This window comes from Thermococcus waiotapuensis (assembly GCF_055384795.1).
Map to the genome: position 1 here is coordinate 1,354,749 of NZ_AP042429.1, position 16,200 is coordinate 1,370,948.

12 protein-coding genes are annotated in these 16,200 nt (G+C 53.6%); 8 read left to right on the forward strand and 4 right to left on the reverse strand.

What is annotated here, in order from left to right; all coding sequences use genetic code 11:
• Positions 1-81: 81 nt before the first annotated feature.
• Positions 82-2,031: an alpha amylase N-terminal ig-like domain-containing protein gene (locus ACZ47M_RS07505; RefSeq protein WP_315343083.1), complete on the reverse strand. Its 1,950-nt coding sequence runs from the start codon at positions 2,029-2,031 to the stop codon at positions 82-84.
• 73 nt (positions 2,032-2,104) lie between these two features.
• Between ACZ47M_RS07505 and trmBL1 the strand changes: the two genes are divergently transcribed.
• From trmBL1 to ACZ47M_RS07540, 7 genes are all read left to right on the forward strand, one after another.
• On the forward strand, positions 2,105-3,130 hold the full coding sequence (gene trmBL1, locus ACZ47M_RS07510) for an HTH-type sugar sensing transcriptional regulator TrmBL1 (protein WP_315343128.1): 1,026 nt from the start codon (positions 2,105-2,107) through the stop codon (positions 3,128-3,130).
• 242 nt (positions 3,131-3,372) lie between these two features.
• Entirely contained in the window at positions 3,373-4,689 is a 1,317-nt protein-coding gene (locus ACZ47M_RS07515) for an ABC transporter substrate-binding protein (protein ID WP_394356322.1), read from the forward strand.
• A gap of 54 nt (positions 4,690-4,743) precedes the next feature.
• The gene (locus tag ACZ47M_RS07520) at positions 4,744-5,622 is read left to right on the forward strand and encodes a carbohydrate ABC transporter permease (protein WP_315343126.1); all 879 of its coding nucleotides are present in this window, start codon (positions 4,744-4,746) and stop codon (positions 5,620-5,622) included.
• Positions 5,619-6,455, forward strand: a complete 837-nt coding sequence (gene malG, locus ACZ47M_RS07525) for a trehalose/maltose ABC transporter permease MalG (RefSeq protein WP_315343077.1) — start codon at positions 5,619-5,621, stop codon at positions 6,453-6,455. Before ACZ47M_RS07520 ends, malG begins: the two co-directional genes overlap by 4 nt.
• Before the next feature lie 9 nt (positions 6,456-6,464).
• Positions 6,465-7,703: a trehalose synthase gene (gene treT / locus ACZ47M_RS07530; protein WP_464883392.1), complete on the forward strand. Its 1,239-nt coding sequence runs from the start codon at positions 6,465-6,467 to the stop codon at positions 7,701-7,703.
• 24 nt (positions 7,704-7,727) lie between these two features.
• On the forward strand, positions 7,728-8,759 hold the full coding sequence (gene trmB / locus ACZ47M_RS07535; RefSeq protein WP_315343123.1) for an HTH-type sugar-sensing transcriptional regulator TrmB: 1,032 nt from the start codon (positions 7,728-7,730) through the stop codon (positions 8,757-8,759).
• 31 nt (positions 8,760-8,790) lie between these two features.
• The gene (locus ACZ47M_RS07540) at positions 8,791-10,143 is read left to right on the forward strand and encodes a glycogen/starch synthase (RefSeq protein ID WP_315343074.1); all 1,353 of its coding nucleotides are present in this window, start codon (positions 8,791-8,793) and stop codon (positions 10,141-10,143) included.
• On the opposite strand, the gene ACZ47M_RS07545 is transcribed toward ACZ47M_RS07540, so the two are convergent.
• The gene (locus ACZ47M_RS07545; protein WP_315343071.1) at positions 10,140-10,502 is read right to left on the reverse strand and encodes a ribonuclease P protein component 2; all 363 of its coding nucleotides are present in this window, start codon (positions 10,500-10,502) and stop codon (positions 10,140-10,142) included. The two genes, ACZ47M_RS07540 and ACZ47M_RS07545, sit on opposite strands and share 4 nt — an antisense overlap.
• A 74-nt stretch (positions 10,503-10,576) precedes the next feature.
• On the opposite strand from ACZ47M_RS07545, the gene ACZ47M_RS07550 reads away from it, so the two are divergent.
• Positions 10,577-11,653, forward strand: a complete 1,077-nt coding sequence (locus ACZ47M_RS07550; RefSeq protein ID WP_315343069.1) for a radical SAM protein — start codon at positions 10,577-10,579, stop codon at positions 11,651-11,653.
• On the opposite strand, the gene ACZ47M_RS07555 is transcribed toward ACZ47M_RS07550, so the two are convergent.
• Both ACZ47M_RS07555 and ileS read right to left on the reverse strand, forming a co-directional pair.
• Positions 11,654-12,397, reverse strand: a complete 744-nt coding sequence (locus ACZ47M_RS07555) for a DUF835 domain-containing protein (protein WP_315343067.1) — start codon at positions 12,395-12,397, stop codon at positions 11,654-11,656.
• Between the two features lie 426 nt (positions 12,398-12,823).
• Complete coding sequence (gene ileS / locus ACZ47M_RS07560) at positions 12,824-16,024, reverse strand: isoleucine--tRNA ligase (protein ID WP_315343066.1); 3,201 nt, start codon at positions 16,022-16,024, stop codon at positions 12,824-12,826.
• Between the last annotated feature and the right edge of the window lie 176 nt (positions 16,025-16,200).

Here is a 16,200-nt window from a genome sequence, read left to right on the forward strand (position 1 = left end):
CTTTAGACTTCTGCACTCTAGTATCATCACGAGTGATATATATATCTTGCGCTCCCGGGTTCAAGTTTAGCCCAGTGCCCTTTACAGTACCTCGATGACACTTTTGTACATTAAAAGGGCCGATGTGGGCGGCACCCCTGGAAGGCTTTTTCCTCCATAAGTCAGTTTTACCTCCTCCCCTGAGCAGTTTATAGCGACGAAAACTTCTTCCGCGCCCAGAACCCGCTTGTAAGCGAACCATCTATCCCCCGCGGCCACAACCCTGAAATCTCCACGGGAGAGAGGAGCAAGGGAACGCCTGAAGTCTATGAGCTTCCTGACTTTTTGGAGTGTCTCTTCGTCCCACAGCTCTTCCTTCCAGGGCATCGGCGTTCTTCCCGCGCTCATGCCTTCCCCAGAGCCTTTTAGACCGATCTCGTCTCCGTAAAAAATCGCTGGGATCCCCTTGTAGGTCATCAGGAATGCAAGGGCGCAGAGGTACCTTTTTCCGTCCCCGTTGACAAGGTCTATGAAGCGCTCGGTGTCGTGGTTGTCGAGGAAGTTGTAGGTGAAGTACTCCGCTGGGCCGTAGTAGGCGCTCAAAAGGTTCAACTCGTTGAGGAACTCCTCCGCTTTGATCTCCTCAAACGCAAAAAACCTCAGGATTGCATCGTAGAGGAGGTAGTTCATGACCCCGTGAAAGACGTCGAAGAGCCAGGGCCTTCCGTCGTCCATGACCTCGCCAAAGAGATAAGCCTCCTTCGGGAGCCGCTTTCTAACATCGCGCCAGAGGCTCGGAGGAACGCCGTGGGCAACGTCCAGGCGCCAGCCGTCGGCGCCCCTCTCAAGCCAGGACTCCATAACGTCCGCTATGAAATCCACCACCTTAGGGTTCTCGTGGTTTAGCCTCGGCATAAGCCAGACCGAGAAAAAGCTTTCGTAGTTCCAGTTTAAGCTTTTCAGCGCTTTATGCTTCTCGATCCAGGGGAGGTCTGAGCCCAGGAGCTCGAGGAACTCCGATGAAACGACCGGAAAGCCCGTCACCCTGTAAAAGTCTTTGTACTGGCTCTTTTCGCCATTTTTGACAACATCCAGGAAGAACGGGTGGAAAAAGCTCGTGTGGTGGAAGACACCGTCAAGGACGAGCTTTATGCCCCTTTCCTTCAGGGCCTTCACGAGCTCCTCGAAGGCCTCATCCCCTCCGAGTCTCCTGGCCACATGGTAGTAGTCGATGATATCGTAGCCGTGGTAGGTCATGGACTCAAAGATGGGGGTTAAGTAGAGGGCGTTGACACCCAGGCCCTTAAGGTGATCCACATGCTCAACGATCCCCTTCAAGTCCCCCCCATGGAATAACTCCCCCTCCAGCGGGAGCCTCTTCTCCTGAATTCCGACCGCGAACCTGTCCGGCATTATCTGGTAGAAAACGCTCTCCAATGGCCACGATGGGGCTTCAAGCTCATTTGGGACAGCCCTGAACGGGCCGAGCTTTTTCAGGCTTCCTGACGTTGTTTCAACCAGGAAGTAGTACTCTAGCTCCGCCGGTTCCTGCCACAGGACCGCCTCATAGTACTCAAAAAGCCCGTCCTCGGCTTTTTTCCACATATCGGTTTTCTCTCCGTTGACTGCTAACACAGCTGACCTCACAACGCCACGCTTTCCCCTCAGAATGAAATGAGTCCTTCCGGCAAAGTGGTAGAGGTAGAGCAGGGCGGGAGAGTGGTATACCTCATCGTCACCCGCTATCTCGGCTATACTTACTTCCCTTTCGAACTTGTACGCAGGACGGCGGTAGTTCTCCCTTTCCGGGTTCTCAGGGTCGAGCTCGAACCTCCCCCCAAGGGAAAAAGCGTACCTCCAGAGGCCTTCCGGAAGGAGAACCCTTACCGTCCAGCGGTTTCCACTCCTATTCATCCTGAAGGAGCCCTCGTTGAACGCGTTGAAACTTCCGAGGAGGTAGGCGTACTTCTCGTTGCCTGCGGAAATCGAGAACTCCACCTCGGCAAGCCTCCCGAAATACGGGTCTTCAACGAATCCGAAAGTTTTATACACCTTGACCACCCCCGTATCACTGTTGATGAATAAACCGATGCCAGTGAACTTAAATGTCTTTGGAGGTCTGGCCATGAGGGAGGAAGAGATCATAGAAAAACTTCAGAGGCTCGGCCTCACCAAGTATGAGAGCCTGGCGTACATAAATCTCCTAAAGCTCGGGCCGAGCAAGGCCACGGACATAACCAAGGAAAGCGGAATTCCCCACACCCGCGTTTACGATGTCCTAAGCTCACTCCACAGGAAGGGGTTTGTTGACGTCATGCAGGGGACGCCGAGGCTCTACAAGCCAGTCAACCCCGAGGTCGTGCTCGAGAGGATAAAGGAGGACATAATCCAGGACATAGAGGACCTTAAAGCAGCTTTCCTCGACCTATACCGGGAGGCACACGGGGAGGAGCTGCCGGAGATTTGGACAATCCAGGGCTTTGAGAACACTGTTGAGAGGGCGGAGCACATAATTAGAAGCGCCAGGTACGAAGTCCTCATAAACACGCCCTTCGAGTTCCTGAAGTTCCTCCAGGGCGAGATTAAAAACAGAAAGGACGTGGTCTTCGTCATCACGAGCAACTTCGAGGGTGAGATACCCGAATGGCTCAGGCAGGAGAACATCATCCTCGCAAAGAGCGGTGGAGCGCCATGGCTGATGGCGAGCTGGATAATCGGCGACGTCAACTACGCCCTCTTCTTCGGTGCCCTGCCCAAGGACAGGAGAAGGGAGAAGTTCTACTCCTTCTGGGCCAGGAGCCCGAAGATAACCCAGAACTACATGCACTGGTTCTACACCATCTATTTCGACAACAGCGAGGTCATAAAACCGCTAAACTATGAAAGTCTGCCAAAACCGCTCTCTCTCGTCAACATCAGAACCCTCATCACGGTTCTCAAGTTCGTGAAGCTCCCGAGAAGGGCTGAGATAGTGGGAAGGTACATCGATACTAAGGAACCCGTAACCCTCGAAGGTGAAATCGTCGACTATGAGTACACCCCACTGACCGCAAACATAACCTTCAGGTACAACGGAAACGTCCTCAAGGTTGGTGGAATCGGCAGTTACTTTGAGGACGTTGAAGGCGAGAAGTTCATACTGCTGGATTGAGGTCTTTTTATTTTAAACCGACCTTCCATCAGGCGCCAAGATGACCTCTCGTTTCTCTCTGGCATTTGCTTATACTATGAGTAAATCAAAATAGAACGCCCTCCAAAATTTGGCCTTTGATAGCTTTGCTGGCATCATAGCAGGTAACCAGTGAGAGGTATCCGACGACCGCAATCTATATATACTTCAAGTATACCAACAATTTTGAGGTGCTCCAAATGAAAGCACTTTCGAGGAGTGCCATGTTAAGTGTGCTTTTGGTTGGTTTGGTTGTTTTTTCTGTTGTGGCCAGCGGGTGCATAGGCGGTGGCGGAGGAACCAGTAGCACCAAGCTCAGCGGGAAGATCGTGTTCGCTGTAGGAGGCGCCCCAAACGAGATCGACTACTGGCAAAAAGTGATATCTGACTTTGAGAAGGAATACCCCGGTGTCACGGTGGAGCTCAAGAGACAAGCCACTGACACCGACCAGAGGAGGCTTGACCTCGTAAACGCCCTAAGGGCAAAGTCAAGCGATCCTGATGTCTTCTTGATGGACGTTGCGTGGCTCGGACAGTTTATAGCGTCCGACTGGCTTGAACCACTTGACTCATATGTCCAGAAGGATAACTATAATCTGAGCGTCTTCTTCCAGAGTGTGGTAAACCTGGCCGACAAGCAGAACGGCAAGCTCTGGGCGCTTCCTGTTTACGTTGACGCTGGCCTGCTATACTATAGAACGGATCTCCTCCAGAAGTACGGCTACAGCAATCCACCTGAGACTTGGGATCAGCTCGTTCAGATGGCCCAGAGGATCCAGGAAGGGGAGAGAGCCAGCAACCCCAATTTCTGGGGCTTTGTGTGGCAGGGCCAACAGTACGAGGGCCTCGTATGTGACTTCGTCGAATACGTCTACAGCAATGGCGGTGAGCTCGGGCACTTCGAGAACGGGAAATGGGTTCCGACCTTGAACAAGCCCGAGAATGTCCAGGCCCTCCAGTTCATGGTCGATCTCATTCACAAGTACAAGATCTCACCTCCCAACACGTACACAGAGATGACTGAGGAGCCCGTCAGGCTCACCTTCCAGCAGGGCAACGCGGCCTTTGAGAGGAACTGGCCCTATGCTTGGGGCCTCCATAACGCCAACGACTCGCCTGTGAAAGGTAAGGTGGGGATAGCCCCGCTCCCCCACTTCCCAGGGCACAAGAGCGCCGCGACCCTAGGTGGCTGGCACATCGGAATAAACAAGTACTCCGACAACAAAGAGCTTGCCTGGGCCTTCGTCAAGTTCGTCGAGAGCTACGAGCAGCAGAAGGGCTTTGCCATAAACCTCGGCTGGAACCCGGGAAGAACCGACGTCTACAATGACCCGGACGTTCTTAAGGCGGCCCCATACTTAAAGGACCTCAGGAGTGTGTTTGAGAACGCGGTCCCAAGGCCAATAGTTCCGTACTACCCGCAGCTCAGCCAGATAATCCAGAAGTACGTGAACGCCGCACTGGCTGGCACCATGAGTCCACAGGACGCGCTGGATCAGGCCCAGAAAGAGGCAGAAAACCTGGTACAGCAGTACGGCTGATCCTTTTCTTTCTTTTCATCCCTTTGAACTTTCAAGGCGTAACGGGTGGTGTCAATGGGCAGAATAGAGTACAGAGAGGAAAAGCTGGCCTACGGGATGCTCTCCCCAATGCTCGCATTCGTCATCCTGTTCATAGTCATCCCGGTAATCGGCACCTTCTGGATAAGCCTTCATAGGGACGTAACGTTCATACCCGGCTTCAAGTTCATTGGGATGAGGAACTATATTCTCGTGCTTGAGAAGCCGGAGTTCTGGCACTCTCTTATGGTCACCATAGCGTTCTCAGTTGTAAGCGTTAGCCTGGAAACGATGCTGGGGCTCATTTTTGCCCTTATCCTGAACGAGGAGATAAAGGGCAAGGGGCTCCTGAGGGCGATTGTGCTCATCCCCTGGGCCGTACCCACCATAATCTCCGCCAAGACGTGGCAACTGATGTACAACTACGGCTACGGCCTCTTCAACTGGATCTTCTCACAAGTTGGCCTAGGGGCCGTCAACTGGTTTGGCACACCAATAAGCGCCTTCTTCGCGGTTGTTTTTGCTGATGTATGGAAAACGACACCCTTCATGACCCTGCTTCTCTTGGCAGGCCTTCAGGCCATCCCAAAGGATACTTATGAGGCAGCAATCATAGACGGCGCTTCAATGTTCCAGAGGTTCTGGCACATAACCATCCCCCTCCTAAAGCCAGTTCTCATAGTCGCAGTCACTCTCAGAACAATAGATGCACTCAGAGTCTTCGACATAATCTACGTCCTCACAGGTGGCGGGCCAGGAGGGGCCACTATGTCTATATCTTTCCTAGCCTTCAACTACTACAACCTTGGCGACTATGGTGTGGGGTCGGCTATCTCAATCATCACGTTCCTAACCGTTCTCAGCTTCACGGTGGTTTACCTGAGGCTCGGCCGCTTCCAGGAGGGGTTGAAATGAACGAAAAAAAGCTAAAGAGGACCCTGGTCATTATAGGGGCCACCCTGATGGTGTTAATCTGCCTCTTCCCATTCGTGTGGATGGTGGTGATCTCCTTCACGAAGGACGCCACCTTTCTGGGCTCCCCGTACGTACACTTCGAGTTCACAGTTAACAACTACAGGACGGTTCTAAGCGACCCAACGCTCCATTTCCTCGACTACTTCAAAAACAGCGTGATAATAGCGACCCTCGTCACGGTGGTTACCGTAACCGTGTCGGCTCTCGGAGCCTACGCGGTATCAAGGATAAAGTTCAGGGGGAGAATAACGGTTCCGATATTTGTGCTGGGCCTTTCGATGTTCCCCCAGATAAGCCTCGTCGGTTACCTCTTCAAGTTCATTGAGAGGCTCGGCTGGATAAACACGTACAAGGCCCTGTTCTTCCCATACGTGGCGTGGACGATGCCACTAGCCCTCTGGATACTCCTTAGCTACTTTACCCAGCTTCCCAAAGATCTCGACGAGGCGGCCCTTATAGACGGAGCCTCAAGAATTCAGACACTGTACAAAGTTATTATACCGCTCTCTGCTCCGGCCTTATTCTCAACAGCCCTGTTGGTGTTCATAGCGGCCTTCAACGAGTTCATGTTCGCCCTCCTCTTTACGACAGACTATCGTGCCAGAACCGTTCCCGTTGGCATAGCCCTCTTTCAGGGCGTCCACGGGGAGGTGCCCTGGGGAAACATAATGGCAGCCTCGGCCATCTCCACAATTCCGCTCGTGATACTAGCGCTGATATTCCAAAGGTATATAGTAAGCGGACTGACTGCTGGAGCATTGAAGGGAGGGTGAGGTGAGAACATGTTTGAGGTTAAGAAGTTTGGAGGAGAAGGAAAGAAACTCGAAGACTACGCCAAAATAACGGGAGAGGAAACCTTAGAAAGAATCCGGGAAAAGGCCGAGCGGCTTGAAGGAAAGAGCCTGGCCCACGTTAACTCGACCTCCTTCGGTGGAGGAGTAGCAGAGATACTTCACAACCTAGTCCCACTAATGAGGGACGTCGGCCTCGACGCGAGATGGTTCGTTATCGAGGGACCAGATGAGTTCTTCAACGTGACCAAGACCTTCCACAACGCCCTCCAAGGCAACAGGGAACTAAGGCTCACGGAAGACATGAAGAACCTTTACCTCAAGACCAATGAAAAAAACGCCCGGGACTTCGATTTGGGCGCTTTCGACTATGTCGTGATCCACGACCCTCAGCCAGCAGCCTTGATAAACTTTTACAAAAAGAGACAGCCATGGATCTGGAGATGTCACATAGACCTGAGTGACCCCAACGAGGAGTTCTGGAGCTTCCTAAGGGAGTTCGTTGTGAGATACGACAGATATATCTTCCATATGGAGGACTACGTCAGAAACGACCTCAAAAGGGAAAACGTCGTTATAATGCCCCCCTCTATAGACCCGCTGAGTGATAAGAACATGGAACTCGAGGAAAAAGACGTGCTGAAGATCCTGGAGAAATTCGACGTCGACCCGGACAGACCAATACTCACCCAGGTGGCCAGATTCGATCCGTGGAAGGGAGTCTTCGACGCCATAGACGTGTACAGGAAGGTGAAGGAAAAAGTCCCGGACGTCCAGCTGCTCCTAGTTGGGGTCATGGCCCACGATGACCCCGAAGGGTGGGTCTACTTCGAGAAGACACTGAGGAAAATAGGGGAGGACTACGACGTCAAGGTGCTCACAAACCTGAACGGAGTGCACGCAAGGGAAGTGAACGCATTCCAGAGAGCCAGCGACGTGGTTCTTCAAATGTCCATAAAAGAGGGCTTCGGCCTAACTGTTACGGAGGCAATGTGGAAAGGAAGGCCCGTTATAGGAAGATCCGTCGGAGGGATTAAACTCCAAATAGTGGACGGGAAAACAGGTTTCCTTGTGAAAAGCGTTGAAGAAGCTGCCGAAAAAGCGCTTTACCTCCTAAGGCACCCAGATGTAGCGGATGAAATGGGGGCAAATGGCAGAGAGCGGGTCAGGGAAAACTTCATCATAACGAGGCACCTTGAGAGGTACCTCGACCTCCTAAACTCTTTTTAAACCTTTTACCTTTTATAGCCGGTGATGACGATGGAGGTTCCCCCACAACTTGCACAGGCACTGAGCGAGATAGGCTTCACAAAATACGAGACTTTAACCTACTGGACGCTCCTGGTTTACGGCCCCAGCACAGCTAAGGAGGTCTCCTCCAAGAGTGGGGTGCCCTACAACAGGGTTTACGACACCATATCCTCTCTGAAGAGGAGAGGATTCGTTACCGAGATTGAAGGGAAACCAAAAGTATACGCCGCTTATTCTCCCAGGATAGCGCTTCTGCGGTTCAAACAGGAACTGGACGAGATAATGGCTCAGTTTGAGAAGGCCCTAAAGGATGTAAAACGCGAGGAGGAGAGGCCAGCCATATGGAGGAGCCAGGATCTCGAAGAGGCCCTTGAAATGTTCAGAGAATCCCTTTCCTCAGCTGAGAATGAGGTTATAGTCGTAATTCCAGGCAAGTTATTTGATTCCATTAAGGAAGACCTCATAGAGGCGTTTAAAAGGGGAGTAACTGTCTCCATCTACACCGACGAAATTCCTGATGTCTCAGGGTTCAAAGGCCCTGGAAACCTTTTCCTCAGGAGCTTCTACAAACCCAACCACATCGTGGGCATGGTGGATGGGAGGGAGGTGATAACCATCCAAAACGTAGCATTCAACCCCCGCAACCCGCCGGCATTCAAGTCCACGTACCCGGAGATAATCTTCTCCCAGTACAGCCTTATAATAGAGATTTTTAAGGAATCAAAGCTGATAGGGGAGATTCTCACCAATCCCAGCGATCTGAGGTTCTTTGCCATGTTCCATGCGGCAGATCTGGTTAAAAGACACCTGAAAGACAGCCAGATAACCGCGGTAATCATGGGAAAGAATATCAAGACTGGACGGGAGGAGACTCTCCAGGGACTGGTTGTGGGATATACGCTCTCTCTCAAGGAGGCCATCAACAACATCCACGTGGAGACTGAGAGGGGTATTGTAAAAGTCGGGGGAATGTTCGCAGTCATCGAGGACTACGCGAGCACGGACATACGGCTCGGACTTGTTCCCGTGGAGTAGCAGAGGATTAAAGAGAAGTGGAGGTGATAAGATGAGGATACTAATGCTGGGGTTTGAGTACCTTCCGGTAAAAGTCGGCGGGCTGGCGGAAGCCATCACGAGCACAGCGGAAGGCCTTACCGGGCTAGGCCACGAAGTCGTTGTATTCACGCCGGACCACGGGAGGGGCCTCGGGGAGCCCGTGGAGAGGTTTAAAGTCATTTCCTTCGGGGAAGAGGTTGAGATAGAGGTAAGAAAGCGCGTGCAGAACGGTGTGACCGTTTACTCTCTCGCGGGTGGCCTTCTGAGCGAGCCCGACGTCTACGGACCTGGCTGGGAGAGGCTTTTGAAAAAGACTGTCCTCTTCGGGAAGGCCAGCGCCGGACTTATGAACGGCCTCATTGGGGAGTTCAAGCCTGATATAGTCCACGCCCACGACTGGCATACCGTCTTTGCGCTCGGCCTCCTGAAGAAGTATTTCGGGATAAGAAGCGTTTTTACTGTCCACAGGCTCAACAGGGCAAAGGTCCCAGCGGGATACTTCCACGAGGCAAACCTCGGTGAGTTCGCCCCCTACCCAGATATCGACCCGGAGCACACGGCCGCTTACATGGCTGACCTGGTGACCACCGTCAGCAGGAGTTACCTTTTGGAGGAATGGGACTTCTTCGGGCACTTCGAAGGTAAAGCCACGCACGTCTTCAACGGCATAGACTGCACCTTCTGGAACGAGGGGCTTCTCGAAAACGCAACTCTGCCAAGGAAAGAGCGCAGAAGGCTAATCTTAGAGCGCTTCGGCCTCTCAGACGGCAAAGCCTTCATGTTCATAGGTCGCTTCGACAGGGCCCAGAAAGGCGTTGATACCCTCCTGCGAGCTATAGAAGTGCTCTCCAGCGATCCGGGCTTTGGGGACATGTGCTTCCTCATAATTGGAAAAGGCGACCCCGAGCTTGAGAGGTGGGCGAGGGCAGTGGAAAGCCGCTTCCCGGGCAACGTTCGCGTGATAACAGAACTCCTTCCCCGGGAAACAGCCAGAGAGCTTTACGGCTCCGTGGACTTCGTGGTTATCCCGTCCTACTTTGAGCCCTTTGGCCTGGTTCAACTCGAGGCCATGTGCCTGGGGGCCGTCCCGATAGGAAGCGCCGTTGGGGGGATAAAGGACACGATAATAGACCTCGATGGGGATCCACAAAACGCCACCGGAATACTCGTGCCGCCGAGGGATGCGTTTGCGCTGGCGAAGGCGATGATACGGGCGAGGAACCTCGATGAAGGGACGCTCGACCGCCTCAGGAAGAACGGAAAGAGGCGCGCGAGGGAAGACTTCACGTGGAGAAATTCCTGCGAGAGGTACGTTAAGGCCTATCTCAACGAGATTGACAGGGCTATGGCCTTTCTGCGCTAACGCCAGCCATACTGAGCCAAAAACTTCCCCTTCAACCTTTTTATCGTCCCCGAAACGCCGAGCGTTCTGAAGATTGCCCGCGAACCGTTCACCTGGGTAACCAGTGCTAAGGCGAAGCGGAGCTCCTCCACGTGCTCCCTGTCAACCCTAACGATGCCGGTCTGGCTCTTCTCGTCGAACTTTATGAACCACGGCTTAGCTTTAGCAGAGCCAAGGAAGCCAAGAGTTGACAGCGAAGCCTCCCAGATGGCCCTCTTTATCTCCTCACCCGTGAAGGCCCTTTCACCTATAACCTGGAAGGCTATGTAGCGGTACTTATCCCTCAGCGTCGGCGGCAGGTACTTCGGCTTCTCCTTCATTTTCACACCCCATGAATCTGGCCACCAACCTTTTTAAGCCATGCCCCCAGGCTGGGTTAGCGGGGTGAGGAGTTATGAAAACGCCTTACTTTTCATTCGCCGTGGGAGAGCTCCCAAAGGGCTGTCAGCTCTGCGTTAGGGGAGAGAAGCTCGTCCTGTTCACCACCGGCGCCTGCCCGAGGAACTGCTTCTACTGCCCGCTCAGCCCGTGGAGGAGGGGAGACGTGGTTTACGCCAACGAGAGACCCGTTAAGAGCACTGAAGACGTTATCGAGGAGGCCATTACCCAGGAGGCAAAAGGGGCAGGTGTCACGGGTGGAGACCCGCTGGCGAGGCTCGACAGAACTGTGGAATACATAAAACTCCTCAAGGAGCGCTTTGGCAGGGACTTCCACGTCCACCTCTACACCACCGGGGCTTTGGCGACCAAGAAGAACCTCGAAAAGCTCTACGATGCTGGTTTAGACGAGATACGCTTCCACCCTGACCTGTTCAATCCCAGCTCAAAGCTCTTCAGGGTTGAGATAGAGAACATAAAGAACGCCTTCGACTTCGACTGGGACGTTGGGGGGGAGATACCCGCAATTCCGGGCCAGTTCGAGAGGATGGAGTGGTACGCCGAGTTTCTTGATAAGCTCGGTGCGAAGTTCCTCAACGTGAACGAGCTTGAGTACAGCGAGATGACCCTCAAGACGCTTCTGGAGATGGGCTACGAGCCGGTCAGCGACGAGAGCGCCGCGATAAAAGGCTCCCTTGAAACCGGCCTAAAGCTCCTCGAGTGGGGAGAGAAGAATACTTCCCTGAGCTACCACCTCTGCACCGCGAAGCTCAAGGACGCCGTCCAGCTCAGGAACAGGCTGAAGAGGATGGCGAAAAACGTCGCCAAACCCTACATGGAGATAACCGAGGAAGGAACGCTCCGCTTTGGGGTAGCGGAATACGACGACCTCGACGAGCTCTACAGCTTTCTTGTTGAAGAGGCAGAGGTTCCGCCCGAGTGGCTTTACATAAACCGCGAGAAGGGAAGAATAGAGATGCCGGAGGAAGTTGCGGTTGAGCTGGCGGAGGCAGTAGAGGGGGACGTTAAGTTCTTCGTCGTAGAAGAATACCCGACCTGGGACAGGCTGGAGGTGGAAAGAACTCCCCTGTAGTTATTCAACGTCGAGCTCCTTGAACTCCCTCCTCAGCAGGGAGAGCTGACTTTCCTCCAGGGCGGCGGGGCTCACCACCGCTACCAACGTCCCCCCTTTAAGGAGGAAGTAATCCCTCAAGGTGGTCAGGAACTTGAAAACGCTACTGAAGCCGTTTTCCATTATCAGGTATTCGAGGCCATCGATGATTATGACGGTATCTTCGTCCGCCATGGAAATCAGGCGATGGAGAATCGCCGGAAGACGGAGAGGATCAATAGAGTTCTCACCCTCGACCTTGCTGAGCCACAGGTAGGGGATGCCCCTCTTTTTGAATACCTCCGGCGTCCTCGTCAGGGCCATCACTTTTTTGCCCGCCGACAGCCTGAGGATGGAGTCTATATCCCTGGTACCGGCCAGATAAGCCCCATTCTTAAGCTGGGATGTTCCATTGACTATCTTCGATGGCTCCACGGCAACCCGGGCCCTTCTCATGTAGTCCACAAGGTAATAGGTGCCCAGCAGAAGGGCAAAGGAGATTATGATGTCGTCAAGGATCTTGGTGAGGGATGTGGGATAAACGTCGTTCATGACATCAGCCAGAAAACCCAGCCAGAGGAGTAGTGTTACATAGGTACCCTTTCTGAGAAGGCTCCGGGAAAGGGAAGTCTCAAAAAGGGCCCGATACCTGTAGAGGATGAACAGGGCTAACGTTACTATGCCGAGCTTTAATATTTCGAGGCCCAGCTTGAGGTCCAGCTCCATCCTCCCTACCTGGCCTATAATACGTGCACGTCATAAAAGCTTTTCGATGCCACGTTGGGCTATATCTGTCTCGGACTGACGTAATTAATTAGTAACAATTTAAAGGGGTACTAAATTTACCAGAGCTTCTAGGGTAACGGGGAAGCTTATAGAAGCCGGACTGTTGGAAAAGGGATGCACCGGAAGAGAGAGGTCTGTTTTACGCCTGCCCCTGTGTTGGAGCTTCCTTACCTTCGGGACGTTTTTACCCTTGCTTCTTTCGTTTTGTTCTCGTCGTTTTGATTTCTGTTAATCATCACCGCGGTTACCACTCAATCTTTGCGCTCTGGGAGAACTTGCAGTGGCGGGCATTGCCCTGCTGGCGATACTTAATTCCCGACGGTAACGGGAGAAGAGAAAATAAAAACGCAGCGGGCAGAGCTGAAATCAGCCCCCCACCTTCTCAATCCCTATCTTCGCCTCGACCTCGGGCCATTCAACTACGTAGCCCTTCGCTTCACCAAAGATTAGTTCCACAGCCCTCGTTTCCCTCATTATGTAGTCGAGGTTTTCCTGGAGCAGCCCGCGGTTTTCGTCGGTAGTTTCTATCGTGACCATGATGCGGTCGTTGACATCTAAATCAAGGCGCTTCCTCATCTCCTGTATCCTCCTCACGAACTCCCTGGCTATGCCTTCCGCCAAAAGCTCCCTCGTGAGGGTCTTGTCGATGAACACCTTCCCGCCCTCGAACTCCTCAGCAACGAGGAAGTCCGGTAGCTTCTCCTCAACGGTGAGGTGCTCCCTCGTGAGGTGGAAGGTCTTTCCATCGATTTCAACGTCCATCTCGCCCTTCTCGTAGAGCTCCCTGCCGTGTTCGCCTATCCAGGCCGTGACCTTCTTTGAGTCGCCCTTGAACTCGGGGCCAACTTTCGCGAAGTTCGGCTTTATTATGAGCTCGCGCTCGACCCTGCCAACGACGACTTCCTTGGAGTTGAGCTGGTCGCACAGGAGCCTGTTAAGCCTCTCCACAGCCTTCTTGACGGTCTCCTCCTCTGTTTCGATGATTATCCTCCTCACTGGATAGCGGAGCTTTATGTTGACCCTCTGCCTCGCCGATGAGCCCGCCTCAACGATTTTCCTTACAACGTCCATCTCACGCTCGAGCTCCCTGTCTATAGCTCTCTCATCAGCTTTTGGCCAGTCGAGCATGTGGACGCTCTCAACGCCAAGGAACGGCCTCAGGAGGTTCTGGTATATCTCCTCGGCTATATAGGGCGTAAACGGCGCCATAAGCCTGAGCAGGACGTCGAAGACCTTCCAGACTGTGTAGTAGGCCGCCAGCTTGTCCGGGTCGTCGCCTTCGACCCACATGCGCTTCCTGATGAGCCTGACATACCAGCGGCTCAGATCTTCAACAACGAAGTCGTAGATCGCCCTCGTCGCCTTCGCCAGCCTGAAGGTCTCTATACCATCCGTAACCTCGCCTATGAGGCCATTGACCCTGCTTAGTATCCATCTGTCCTCCTCTCTGAACGGGAGCTCCTCAGAAACCTTGGTGGGGTCAAAGCTGTCGAGGCTCATGTAGGTTGCGCTGAGCACGTACACGTTCCAGAGTACGTTGAGCATCCTCCCAACCTGCTCAAGGCCCTTCCAGCTGAAGCGGAGGTTCTCCCATGGATTCGTTGCCCAGAGCATGTAGAACCTGAACGAGTCCCTGCCCCCCTTCTGGACGACTTCCTCGGGCTTTATGATGTTTCCAAGGCTCTTGCTCATCTTGTCGCCCTTCTCGTCCAGGACGTAGCCGTGCATGGCAACGGCCCTGTAGGGGACGGTGTCGAAGGCTATAACAGAAGCGGCCTGCTGGGAGTAGAACCACTTGGTCACCTGATCCTCGCCTTCAACAATGAAGTCAGCAGGCCAGAGCTTTTCGAAGAGCTCCCCGTTCCTCGGGTAGTCGAGGGAGGCCCAGCTGGCTATTCCGCTGTCGAACCAGACATCAACGACGTCCTTGACGCGGCGCATCTCCTTGCCGTTCACCTTTATGATGAACGCATCAACGTAGGGCCTGTGCAAATCCTCCGGCCCGAGCTTCTCCTCTATGATTTTGAGCTTCTCCTCGTAGCTTTCGGGGAGTTCAATGCGCTTGCCGTTGACCTCTATCGCCACGCTCTTCTCGACCAGCTCCTTAAAGCTTCCAACGACGTATATCTCGCCGTCCTCGCTTTGCCATATCGGGAGCGGAATTCCCCAGTAGCGCTGCCTGCTTATGACCCAGTCGCCGCTGTTCATGACGCCGTTGTCGTAGCGAACCTTGACCCAGTCGGGGTACCAGGTCACCTTCTCGTCGTTCTCCTGGATTATCTTGTCCTTGACCCTGCTGACCTTGAGGAACCACTGGTCGGTTGCCCTGAATATGAGCGGCGTCTTACAGCGCCAGCAGTGGGGGTACTTGTGCTCTATTTCTCCAGCTTTCACTAGATAGCCCTTCCCGCGAAGGTGCTCGATTATCTCTCTGTCAGCGTCCTTGACATAGGTGCCCTTCCAGAGGCCCTCGGTGTATCTTCCCTCGTCGTCAACCGGGCTGTAAACGGGCAAACCGTAGCGCCTTCCGACCTCGAAGTCCTCCTCACCGTGGCCCGGGGCCGTGTGGACTAAGCCGGTACCGTCCTCAAGGGTTACGTGCTCGCCGAGGATAACCCTGTGGGCCCACTCGCACCTCTCGCGGAACTCCTTTTGAGCTGGGTATTCCTCCAGGAGGACGTGGGTGTATCTAATCCCCTCGAGCTCCTCCCCCTTAAACTCCTCAACGATTTCTCCCCTGACACCGACCTCGGAAAGAACGCGCTCGACGAGGGACTTCGCTATTATCCAGTACTCCTCGCCATCTTCAGTCTCAACCTTAACCTTTGCGTACTCGTACTCGGGGTGGACAGTTACAGCTAAGTTGGCCGGCAACGTCCAGGGTGTGGTTGTCCAGATGAGGAGATACTCGTTGGTTTTTCCTTCCACCGGGAACTTTACGTAGATGCTCGGGTCCTTCCTTATCTTGTACTCGCCGCGGACCTCGTGTTCAGCGAGGGCGGTTTCACAGCGCGGGCACCAGTGGAGAACGCGCTTGTCCTTCTCCAAAAGCCCCTTCTCCCAGGCCCGTTTTAAGGTAAACCAGCCGGATTCGATGTACTCGTTCTTTATGGTCATGTAGGGGTCGTCCCAGTCCATCCATATCCCCAGCTCCCTGAACTGCTCGGTCATGATTTTGAGGTTGTTGAGGGCGAACTCTTTGCACTTCCTTATGAAGTTCTCCACGCCCACCTCGGTCTCTATGTCCTTCTTGGTCTTCAATCCCAGGGCCTGCTCGACCTTGACCTCTATCGGAAGGCCGTGCATGTCGAAGCCAGGCTGTCTCCTCACGTTGTAGCCCTGCATCGTCCTGAAGCGTATCACCATGTCCTTGATGATCTTGTTCCAGGCAGTTCCAAGGTGTATGGCACCGCTGACGTAGGGCGGCCCGTCGAGGAAGTAGTACTTAGGCCCGTTGGCCCTGCTGGCTTTGACCTTCTCGTAGGTGTTGTTTTCCTCCCAAAAGCGCTCTATCTTCTCCTCAAGCTTTCCCGGGTTGTAGTCCCTAAACTCGGGCTCTTTAATCATTGAAAACCCCTCCAGAAGTGATAATCAGGGCTAACCCAGAACAGGGGGCTTCAGGCCACGAAACGGGCAAAGCGAAGGATAAAACACTCCCCCCTCATGGGCATCGGGCCAGAGTTGGGGGTTTTATTTATAAGGTTTTTGGAATCTCTCAGGGAGATCATCGTGAGGATTGCCGT